Genomic DNA, 8,001 nt, shown 5'->3' with positions numbered 1-8,001 from the left:
GGCGGTCAGCCGCACCCGCCGCCACTGCGCCCGCCCCGCCGGGGCCGGGCTGGTGGGCAGCTTCACCGTCAACACCAGCTCACGGTCTGTCACGGCGATCTGTGCGAGCTGCCGATCGACAGCCGACAGTCGGGCCATCGCGGCCATCCGGGGCGGTTCCTGCACGTCGGTGATCCGCAATCGGGTCGACTGCGCCCCGTCGGTGCGGCGGGCGTGGGCGATGAGCTGGCGTCGTACTTCTCGAGCAAAACCCGGTGGCACGTAGTCCGCCGGTTCGGTCGGCGGCGCCACAGCCCCGGTGGCCGGGTCGAATCGAGCGGACAGTGCCGTGATCGCGGTGTCCCGGTGCGTCAGGGTCCGCAGGGTCGCCATCACCTGCGCGGTCACCACCCGCGTGACCCGCGACGGCACGTAGATACCGTCCGGATAGTTCGGGTTCCAGCCGAGGCGGGCCGCGGCGACATGCCCCTGTGCGGGCAGCTTGCGGTCCTGGCGGTCCAGGCCGGCGGCGAGCACATCGAACGTCGCCGGCTGCCACAGCCGCGACACCAACTCGGCGCCGGCCGCGGTGATCAGGTCGAGGAGCCACCCCACCCGGGTGTCGACGTCGTCGAGGCCGATCGGCTCACAGGTAGCGTCGTCGACCGCCGTGTACGCGCGGGTGGTGAACGCGAACTGCCGCGGCGCAGTCGATCCCGGCCCGGTCAATGCCGGGCACAATTCACGATCGGCGAGCACCTTCGCGTTCCGAGAAGACCTGAGATCGCCCGAGATCTCATCGGTTAACCCTGTTCCAGCCGTGCGGCGGCGTCGCCCCGAAGCCGGTGTTGATACTGTTTCGACCGCAGCTGAGAGAACCGGCCGGACAACGATGCCAGCAACGCCATGACGTCCTCCATCAAACTCCCCCAAGCGATGTGCCGCGCTTGTCTCGCAGGATCTCGACTGTAACGCCGACCTCCGACATTTAGCCTCGGAGGGAGTCCGCAGGCGGGCCGAACGTCCGACCGGGACACCTGGTGATCCCTGGCTTTCTGAGTGGTCGTCTGCGGGCTCGGTGTCTGATCGGGCGGTGTCCTTGTTCGGGAACTTGGAGCCGGCCGGTAGGCGTGGACTCCTGCTTAGAGAATGTCTGGGCCGTGGCCGCGATGGTCAGTCACCTGGTGAACAGGGATGTGGACCGACAGGAGCAATGACAATGGCATTGACGTTGGGGATCGACGTGGCTGTCCGGGCGGAGCATCAGGCAACGCTCGCCCGTGATGGTGCCACGGTATGGCGTGGCCGGAAGTTCTGGACACGGCCGGCCGATCTGGAACGGTTGTGGGCGGACTTGGACCTGCCCGATCCGGCCGAGCTGACCGTGGTGGTCGAGCCGACCCGGAACGCGTGGATCGTGTTGGCGGAGTGGTTCCGTCGCCACGGTGCACGCGTGGTGATGGTCCCGACCACCCAGTCGGCCGACCTGCGTAAGTACTACTCCAAGCACACCAAGAACGACCGGATCGACTCCGAATTGCTCGCCGGCTGCCCTTGCTGCACCCCGAAGGCCTGCGGGAGTACTCCGGGCAGGGGCCCCGCCCACTCGCTGCGACGACTGGTCAAGCAGCGCTCCACGATGGTCAAGCGCCGAGTCGCGGTCTATGCCCGGCTCGATGCGTTGGTCGAGTTGCTCGGGCCGGCGTGGTACGCGGTACTCGGGTCCAACTACGGCGCCGCGGCGCTCGAGTTCCTTTCCCGCTATGCCGATCCGCATGCCGTGATCCGGTTAGGCCGAGCGCGGCTGACCAGGTTCCTGATCGCCCGGTCCCGCGGTGCGTGGCGCGACGATCACGCCGCCGGGCTCATCACCGCGGCCCGAGAGACCCTCGCCCTGTGGGGCACCAGCGACGGGTCTGACGGGATGGACTTCGCCGAGCTCGCTGAGGACATCGCCCACGAAGCCGAACAGGCACTGTTCCTGACCCGTCAGATCAAGCAGATAGACGAGCGAGTCGCGAACCTCTACGCCGACGCCGACCCGGCCGGCATCGTTGCCTCTGCTCCCGGCGTGGGGGCGGTGATCAGCGCGGTCATCGCTGGACGGATCGGCGACCCGCACCGGTTCACGTCCCTTGCCGCGATCCGCGCGTACACCGGTCTGGTTCCCAACGTCAGCCAGTCCGGGGTGAGCAAGGTCGAGTCCTCGATCACCAAGGCCGGGGATCCGCTGTTGCGTGAGATGCTGTGCACCGCTGCCGACCAGGCCCGCAGGGTCGATCCCCAGTTCGCGGCGAAGTACCAGCGGTTGATGGTCGGCGACCGGCACCACGAGTCCGCGATCTGTCATCTGGCCACCCATCTGGTCACCCGGATCGCCGCCTGTATGCGTGCCGGCCAGCCGTACGCCTTGCGGGACGTCGACGGCACGCCGATCACCGAGGCCGAGGGCCGGGCGATCGTCACGGCGCGCTACAAGATCGACCCGCGGCGGCGCGACAACGTCCGATACCAGCGGATGCGTGAGCGCCGCAAGCAGGCGGCGGGCCAGGAGTCCCAGGAGTCCCAGGAGTCGCGATGCGCTCCAACAGCCCAGCCCGCCAAGACCAAGCCTACGAGCCGCCATGTGGCTTGACCTGCGCTAGGAACTCAGATAACGCTCGATCCACGCCACCGGAGAACCGCGCCAACCGATCCCGCCACACCACCCGCGCCTCTCGCACCGCTGTCCCCGCCCCGGATTCCAGGAAGATTCGCTCGAAGTGGGCGAACGAATTGGGCTGTGCATGAAGTGTACGTTGTGGACAACTCGGCACCTTGCAGGAAGTGTTCACTCCAAAGGCCCAGGACAGGCCGGTCAAGCCTGCAACTGAACGGTCAGCCGACAGCGGGCATCCATCGGCGCGCGAGTGACGCCACCCAGTCGGCGGCCGCAACGGGTTCGTCGGGTGGCGACTCGACGAGGACGAGTTCGTCGACTCCCGCATCGGCCAGCGCCTCGACGTCGGAGGGGTCCACTTCCCGCAGGGCGACGGCGAGACGCAACTCCGCGACGTCGCGCCCCGCGTCCCGGCACAGTGCGTGGATCGTCCGGATCCGTTCAGTGACGGCGTCGACGCCGTCCAGGTTGAACCCGTACCAGCCGTCGCCCCACGCCGCGACCCGGCGGAGCGCGGCGTCGCTGTTGCCCCCGAGCACGACCGGAATCCGGCGATCGCGCACGGGTTTCGGATTGACCCGCACCGAGTCGACACGGACGAACTCACCCTCGAACGTCGCGATGTCGTCACGCCACAGCGTGCGCATCGCCGCGACGTATTCGGCGGCGCGCTCGCCACGGCCCTCGAACGGAATGCCGAGCGCAGCGAATTCTTCCCTGGACCAGCCGATGCCGACGCCGAGCGTCAGCCGGCCACCACTCATCAGATCCAACGTGGCCGCCTGCTTGGCCATGAGGACGGGATTGTGTTCGGGCAGCAGCAACACACCGGTGGCGACGCCGATCGTGTGGGTGGCAGCGGCGGCGAAGCTCAGCCCGATCATCGGGTCGAGCCAATCCGCGACGGCGGGGACCGCGATCCGGCCGTCGTCCGCGTAGGGATACCGCGACTCCGACCGGTCCACCATCACGACGTGCTCTCCGGCCCACAGCGTGGCGAATCCGCTGTTCTCGGCGGCAACCGCGACCGAGTCGATCACCGCGCGACGAGCGCCGGTACCGATCCCGAGTGCGTGCAACCCGAGGCGCATCGGCCGATCGTCTCACAGTTGCCCGGTCGACGTGGCTCACTTCCGGGACGCTCCTATCCGCGGACGTCGAGGCTGCGGGCGTAGTGCTCCTTGAACACCTCGAGGTGCGTCCAGGTCTCCAAGGCCATCACACCGTCGATCGTCCGGATGTGCTCGGCGAGGGAGTAGAGGTCACCCGACGAATCAGCGGCGACCGTGCCGATCAGGTCGAATCTGCCGAGTGTCCGCGCCAGGAACTCGATACCCGGCAGGGCCTCGATCTGCGCGCACGCCTCCCGGTCCCGCGATCCGAGGCTGACGCCGATGCCCATGGCGAGGGTTCTGCCGCCGCCGCGGCGCTTCACGACAGCTCCGACGCGCAACGCGGTGCTGTCGATCAGATGGTTCACTCGATTCCGCGCCGCACTGGGCGAGAGCCCGGTGCGTTCGGCCAGTTCCAGAAACGGCATCCGCCCGTTCCTCTCCAGCAACTCGATGAGCGCGACGTCTTTCGCGTCCAGTCGAACATCGGCCCGTAATGCGCTCTTGGGCATGAAGATTCCCTTGATGACATCGGCGTAGTACAGCGTGTTGACTGTGCGGACGCCGGGTTCCGCACGGATCGCGGCGATGGCGTCGTAGAGGTCCTGCTGGCTGGGGACGCGCAGTTCGGCGATGATGTTGTACTGCCCGCTCACGGCGGAAATGTAGACGGCCGCCTCCGTCGCGCAGAGCGCCTCGGCCACGGGACCCACCGGCCCCGACACGGCGACGGACACGTGAGCCATCGCCTTGAGGCCCAGCAACTCGGGATGGGCGACGGCAACGACGCTCACCGTGCCGGTGTCGAGCAGCGTCTGCACGCGCGTGGACACCGCGGCGCGGGGTGCGCCCACGGTCGCGGCGAGCTCCCGATAGGTCGCGCGACCATTCGACTGCAACGCCGCGATGAGCTTGGAATCCAGTTCGATACTCATGATGCCCCGAGATTTCTCGATTTCTTTCTGCACTCTTGACGGAGAAGAAGAATCGCACACATCACCAGATTCTGCGAATCGGTGCGAATTAGCTCGGCGTGCTGAACATATTCGCCGTAGACCGCTCGGTCCGGAACTTTGATGTATTGCGCAGCAGCTGGTCAGGGCGTAATTTTCCCTCCCAGCCGGACGTGACCCACACCACCATCTCGAAGGATCTCCATGCGCAAGCTGTTTCACCACGAGGCGTCCCCCCTCGACGCCACCGCCACAGTCTTCACCGGTGGCACGCTCCGCAGCGTGGACGCAGAGACCGAGGGCGCCGAGGCCTTCCTCGTCTTCGGCAATCGGTTCGCCGCCGTCGGCACCGTTGCGGAATGTCGTGAGGAAGCGCGGAGGATCGGCACCCGGACCACGGACGTCATCGATCTCGCCGGGGCGACCGTCGTACCCGGGTTCGTCGATCCGCACGCCCACCCCCTGATGTACGGCCAGATGCTCAGCTGGGTGGACTGCGGTCCCGAGAAGGCGCGCACCATTCCCGAGATCGTTGCGCTGCTGCAGGAGGCGGCCCGGAACCAGCCTGCCGGGATCCCGGTCCGCGGGTACGGCTACGAGCACCGCAACCTCGTCGAGGGCCGTCATCCCACGAAGGAGGAACTCGATCAGGTCGGTACCGACCGCGAGGTGTACCTGATGAACGCCAGCGGCCACGGCGGCGTCGTCAACACGTTCACCCTCGAATTCCACGGCGTCACCCGCGACACCCCGAATCCGCCCGGCGGCGAGTTCTTCCGCGACGCGGACGGCGAACTGACCGGCGAACTGTCCGATGCCGCCTGCAACATCCTCACCGGTGTGAACGGCGTCAAGGTCGGTCATCACGGCCCGAACTTCCACCTCGAGGACGAACCCGAGGAGCATCTGCGGCAGCTTTCCGTGGCGCAGGAGAAGTTCCTCGAGGGCGGCGTCACCACGATCGGCGACTGCCAGGTGACGCGGCGCGAGTTCGACATGTACCTGCGCCTGGCGGAGCAGGGCCGGCTCGAGACCCGGGTGAGCATGTACCTGCTCAGCCACCTGCTCGATCACGCGCTCGACACCGGATTGCACGGTGCGTTCGGCAACTCACGCCTCGCGTTCGGCGGGATCAAGTTCTACGCCGACGGCACTCTCGGCGGTTGGACCGCCTACTTCCCTGATGGGTACGTGGGCGACCCGTGCCGGACCGGGCAGCTCTATCACGAGCCCGCCGACTATGCGGCGCTGATCGCGAAGGCACACGCCGTCGGCCTGCAGACTGCGACGCATGCGCAGTCGCCGACCGCGATCGACATGGTCCTCGACGCGATCGAGGCCGCGCAGAAGGCGCATCCCGACGCCGATGCCCGTCACCGCATCGAGCACTGCGGGTTGCCGACCCCCGAGCAGATCACGCGGATGCACGCACTCGGCGTGTATCCCGTCAACCAGCCGCAGCACTACTACAACTGGGGCGAGGGCGTGACCGCGGCGATCGGCACCCCGGGTGAGCGTTTCAATCCCCTGGGCGAATTCGTCGAGGCCGACGTGCCGGTCACGATCAGTTCCGACGCGCCGGTCGCCGAGCCCAAACCGCTCGAGGCCATCCAGGCCGCCGTCACCCGCATCACCCGGCAGGGGCATCAACTCGGCTCGAACGCGTTGCGACTGACCGCCGCCCAGGCCCTCACCGCGCACACACTGAACGGGGCCCGCGCCCTCGGACGGGAATCCGAACTGGGCAGCATCTCCCCCGGAAAGCGCGCCGATTTCGTGGTCCTCGGCGCCGACCCTCTCACCGTCGACCCGCACACCATCGCCGACATCGAGGTCCGTGAAACCTGGATCGACGGCGAATTGGCGCATTCCACCCGCAGCGACCTATTCTCGACCACTGCAACCACCGAGGATCAGTCATGAGTCACGACACTCAGATCGCGAAGGCCCGCAAGGCGGGTTTCGCGGCCTTCGTCGGCACCACCATCGAGTGGTACGACTTCTACGTGTACGCCACGGCGGCGGCCCTGGTGTTCGGTGAGATCTTCTTCCCGTCCGACACCGACCGTCTGACCGGCATCGCCGCGGCGTTCGCCACCTACGCGGTGGGCTTCTTCGCCCGCCCACTCGGTGGCATCGTGTTCGGACACGTCGGCGACCGGATCGGCAGGCGGACGGCACTCGTCGTGACGCTCACCCTGATGGGCGCGGGCACGTTCCTGATCGGTGCGCTGCCGACGTACGCGCAGATCGGATTCTGGGCGCCGCTGCTGCTGGTGATGCTGCGGTTCGTGCAGGGCTTCGCGGTGGGCGGCGAATGGGGTGGCGCCGTGTTGATGGCCGTCGAACACGCGCCCGAGGACAAGAAGACGTTCTACGGTGGATTCGCACAGCTGGGTAATCCCGCCGGCGCGCTGCTCGCCACCGGGTTCTTCAGTGTCCTCTCGACCTTCGGCGACGACGCCCTGCGGGACTGGGCCTGGCGGCTGCCGTTCCTGTGCTCGGCGTTGCTGATCGGCGTGGGTCTGCTGGTGCGACTGAAGGTGGAGGAATCCCCCGTCTTCGAATCCGAGGTGCAGACGGCGACCGAACCCGAAGCGCTGCCGCTGAAGTACGCCATCGTCACCAACTGGCGCCCGATCCTGCTCGGCATGGGCATCCTGCCCGTCGCGGTGGGTGGCTACTACCTGGTGACGACGTTCATCACGGCGTACGCCACCGACCCGGACGTCGGGCTGTCCGAAACACTCGTCCTCAACGCGCTCAGCGTCGCCGCGGTGGTGGAGCTGATCGCCACTCTCGGAGTGGCGTGGCTCGGTGACAAGGTCGGCCGGATCCGCGTGGTGATCTACGGGCTGCTGGCCGTCGCGGTGCTCGCGGCACCACAGTTCCTGGTCCTGACATCCGGTTCGGTGGTCCTGATCTTCCTGACCTTCGCCGTCATGCGGCTCGTCCTGGCCGCGACCTACGGCCCGATCGCGGCGGTGCTGTCGCAGATGTTCCGGCCGCAGGCGAGATACACCAGCATTTCCCTCGCCTACCAGGGCGCGGGCGCGATCTTCGGTGGACTGTCGCCGTTGGTGTCCACGCTCATGTACCAGGCCACCGGCAGCGTGTGGCCGGTGATCGGGCTCCTGATCGGAATGTGCGCGGTCAGCATTCTCTGCCTGCTCGTCGCGCCGCAGCACGTCGATCACGTCGACGGCAAGCCCGACGAATCGGTGGGTGACCTGGGCGGTGCCCGGGCTTCTGCCTCGAGCTGAGATTCCCCGTGACGGAAGGGCCGGTGCTGCGCAGC

5 protein-coding genes and 1 pseudogene are annotated in these 8,001 nt (G+C 67.5%); 3 read left to right on the top strand and 3 right to left on the bottom strand.

Features of this window, described 5'->3' with window-relative positions:
• Positions 1 to 708: pseudogene (locus AZG88_RS25805) on the bottom strand (transposase); the annotation flags it as partial.
• 490 nt (positions 709 to 1,198) lie between these two features.
• Here AZG88_RS25805 and AZG88_RS25800 point away from each other — a divergent pair.
• Positions 1,199 to 2,614: an IS110 family transposase gene (locus AZG88_RS25800; protein WP_231914196.1), complete on the top strand. Its 1,416-nt coding sequence runs from the start codon at positions 1,199 to 1,201 to the stop codon at positions 2,612 to 2,614.
• A gap of 242 nt (positions 2,615 to 2,856) precedes the next feature.
• Here the strand turns inward: AZG88_RS25800 and AZG88_RS25795 are convergent, their stop codons facing one another.
• Both AZG88_RS25795 and AZG88_RS25790 read right to left on the bottom strand, forming a co-directional pair.
• Entirely contained in the window at positions 2,857 to 3,729 is an 873-nt protein-coding gene (locus AZG88_RS25795) for an LLM class F420-dependent oxidoreductase (protein WP_061042890.1), read from the bottom strand.
• Positions 3,730 to 3,782: 53 nt separating this feature from the next.
• The gene (locus AZG88_RS25790; RefSeq protein ID WP_061042891.1) at positions 3,783 to 4,685 is read right to left on the bottom strand and encodes an Lrp/AsnC family transcriptional regulator; all 903 of its coding nucleotides are present in this window, start codon (positions 4,683 to 4,685) and stop codon (positions 3,783 to 3,785) included.
• Between the two features lie 222 nt (positions 4,686 to 4,907).
• Here AZG88_RS25790 and AZG88_RS25785 point away from each other — a divergent pair, with 222 nt between their 5' ends.
• Both AZG88_RS25785 and AZG88_RS25780 read left to right on the top strand, forming a co-directional pair.
• Entirely contained in the window at positions 4,908 to 6,626 is a 1,719-nt protein-coding gene (locus tag AZG88_RS25785; protein WP_061699605.1) for an amidohydrolase, read from the top strand.
• A complete protein-coding gene (locus AZG88_RS25780; RefSeq protein ID WP_061699604.1) occupies positions 6,623 to 7,966 on the top strand; it encodes an MFS transporter in 1,344 nt (447 codons plus the stop codon). Before AZG88_RS25785 ends, AZG88_RS25780 begins: the two co-directional genes overlap by 4 nt.
• Positions 7,967 to 8,001 lie beyond the last annotated feature (35 nt).

The sequence above is a fragment of the Rhodococcus sp. LB1 genome (assembly GCF_001583455.1).
GTDB classification, from domain to species: Bacteria; Actinomycetota; Actinomycetes; order Mycobacteriales; family Mycobacteriaceae; genus Rhodococcus_F; species Rhodococcus_F opacus.
Note: the sequence above shows the minus strand (reverse complement) of the source record. Positions and strands in the feature narration are given on the sequence as shown.